2 protein-coding genes are annotated in these 2,426 nt (G+C 44.7%); both read left to right on the top strand.

The window, feature by feature from the left end:
- Positions 1-210: 210 nt before the first annotated feature.
- Positions 211-978, top strand: a complete 768-nt coding sequence (locus QVP40_RS08240) for an ABC transporter ATP-binding protein (protein WP_138270388.1) — start codon at positions 211-213, stop codon at positions 976-978.
- On the top strand, positions 971-2,426 hold a 1,456-nt coding region (locus QVP40_RS08235; protein WP_288200400.1), incomplete at its 3' end, for an FtsX-like permease family protein. The genes QVP40_RS08240 and QVP40_RS08235, both read left to right, overlap by 8 nt.

The following is a 2,426-nucleotide window of genomic DNA, read 5'->3' as shown; positions in this document are numbered from 1 at the left end:
TTGAGAACAGAAGGGAAAGACTGAGAACCTCCAGGGTATAGGATCAACCTTACAAAAATGTCACATACAGAGAGAAACTGTAAGCCAAAGTTATGGCATACGGTTTCTCTTTTCTGTATACTGAGGTTACAAAATAAAACTGCGCGCTGCACACAGGAAATGTCAGATATGGAAGTGAAAGGGGCGCGTATGACGGGAGGAAACAGAATCATGGCTTTACTGGAAGTAACAAATGTAAAGAAAATATACAGTACGCGATTTGGAGGAAATCAGGTTCAGGCGCTTGCAAACGTGACGTTTTCCGTAGAAAGCGGAGAATTTGTGGCGATCATGGGGGAATCCGGATCCGGAAAAACGACCCTTCTGAATATTCTGGCATCCCTGGACCGGCCTACAGAAGGGGAGGTACTTCTTGACGGAAAAAGCATTGTCCATTTAACTGAAAAGGAGATTTCCGCTTTCCGGAGAAATAATCTGGGATTTGTATTCCAGGATTTTAACCTTCTGGATACGTTCAGCCTCAGAGACAATATTTATCTTCCACTGGTGCTGGCAGGGGAGGATTACCGTGAAATGGAGCAGAAGATCCGGCCTGTTGCAAAGGCTCTTCGCATTACAGAGATCCTGGAGAAATATCCCTATGAGGTTTCCGGCGGACAGAAGCAGAGGGCGGCAGTAGCAAGGGCTCTGATCACAGATCCAAGGATTATTCTGGCAGACGAACCTACAGGAGCCCTGGATTCCAGAGCAGCAGCTTCTCTTTTGTCCATGTTTGGGGAGATCAATGATGCAGGACAGACCATTCTTATGGTAACACACAGCGCCCAGGCCGCAAGTCATGCCTCCAGAGTTCTTTTTATTAAAGACGGAGAAGTGTTCCATCAGATTTACAGAGGAACGAAATCACGTCAGGAAATGTATCAGATGATCTCAGATACGCTGACAGTTCTGATGACAGGCGGTGAGGCTTATGCGTAAAGGGATGTTTCTGAGACTTGCGCTTACCAATATTAAGAAAAACAGGGGAACCTATATTCCGTATATGCTTTCCTGTATGGGATGTATTGCAGTTCTTTATATCATGATGTTTATTGTCACCAGCCCGGACACTGTAAATATGAGAGGCGGCAGGGATGTGGCAGCCATTGTGAGCATGGGAGTCTTTGTTCTTGGCGTTTTTTCAGTGATCTTTCTTCTGTTCTGCAACAGCTTTCTGATGAAAAGAAGACAGAAGGAGCTGGGACTTTACAATGTGCTTGGTATGGAAAAAAGGCACATCAGTCATCTGATGCTTGTGGAAACAGTGCTCACAGGTATTGCGAGTCTGGCAGGAGGACTGGCGGCAGGAATCCTTGGAAGTAAGCTGGCGCTTTTGCTTCTTCTGAAAATCCTTCATATTCCCGCAAAGTTTGGATTTTATATTTCCTGGAAAGGAATCAAGGTCTGTGCGGTATCCTATGGAGTGATTCTTGTACTGACACTTTTTAATAATCTGAGGCGGGTACATTTCAGCCGGCCGGTAGAACTGCTGTCCGGAGGCAATGCAGGAGAGCGGGAACCAAAAAGCAAGCTTTTTATGGCCATTGCGGGATTTGGCTGTCTGGGAACCGGATATTATCTGGCAGTTACTACAGAATCGATTATTGATGCTCTGGGAGTCTTTTTTATAGCAGTTCTTCTTGTTATGGCAGGAACATATCTGGTATTTACTTCAGGCAGTATTGTGATTTTGAAGCTGCTGCGCAGGAGGAAAAAGTTTTATTATAAGCTTCAGAATTTTACCAGTGTCTCGGGAATGCTCTATCGGATGAAACAGAATGCGGTAGGTCTTGCAAGCATCTGTATTCTGAGTACAGGAGTGCTTCTGATGCTGTCTACTACGGTAAGCCTGAATATGGGAATCGAGGATACTATCCGTTCTCAGTACCCCTGTGACGTAAATGTGGATTTCCACGGACATTCTCCGGAAGAAGCATATATGGCTCAGGAGTTTATAAGAACGGAACTGGAAGAAAAAAATATTCCTGTAGAAAGTGTGGAGTCTCAGATTTATCTTTCTCTCATAGGCGTTATGGAAGGAAACCGGTTAAATATGGATTCGCAAGCCGGTCAGTCACAGACACAGAATATTACAACGCTGGTAATTATTCCGGACAGCTTCAGTGAACAGGTGACAGGAGAAAAGCAGGATGTGCCTGAAGGCAGTCTTCTGGCTTACGGAACAGAAGAAAACAGCATTATTCTGGAGAACCAGGAATTTAAAATATCCGGCAGACTGAAAAAGCGCCCGGAGATCTCAGGTCAGCTGAGTATGGATTTTGTAAAAACTCTGTACTTTGTAGCAGATGAAAAAACCTTTGAAAAAATCAATCAGTTGCAGAATGAAGCGAAGGGCGGCGGATATTCCATTACATCCAGCATTGGAG

Origin of the sequence: Blautia sp. CAG:257 (genome assembly GCF_000433815.1) — a bacterium.
In the GTDB taxonomy this organism is placed as follows: Bacteria; Bacillota; Clostridia; order Lachnospirales; family Lachnospiraceae; genus Blautia_A; species Blautia_A caecimuris.
Note: the sequence above shows the minus strand (reverse complement) of the source record. Positions and strands in the feature narration are given on the sequence as shown.

Coding starts and splice junctions, on each gene's coding strand:
- QVP40_RS08240 (WP_138270388.1), top strand. CDS start 211: ATGGCTTTACTGGAAGTAACAAATGTAAAGAAAATATACAGTACGCGA.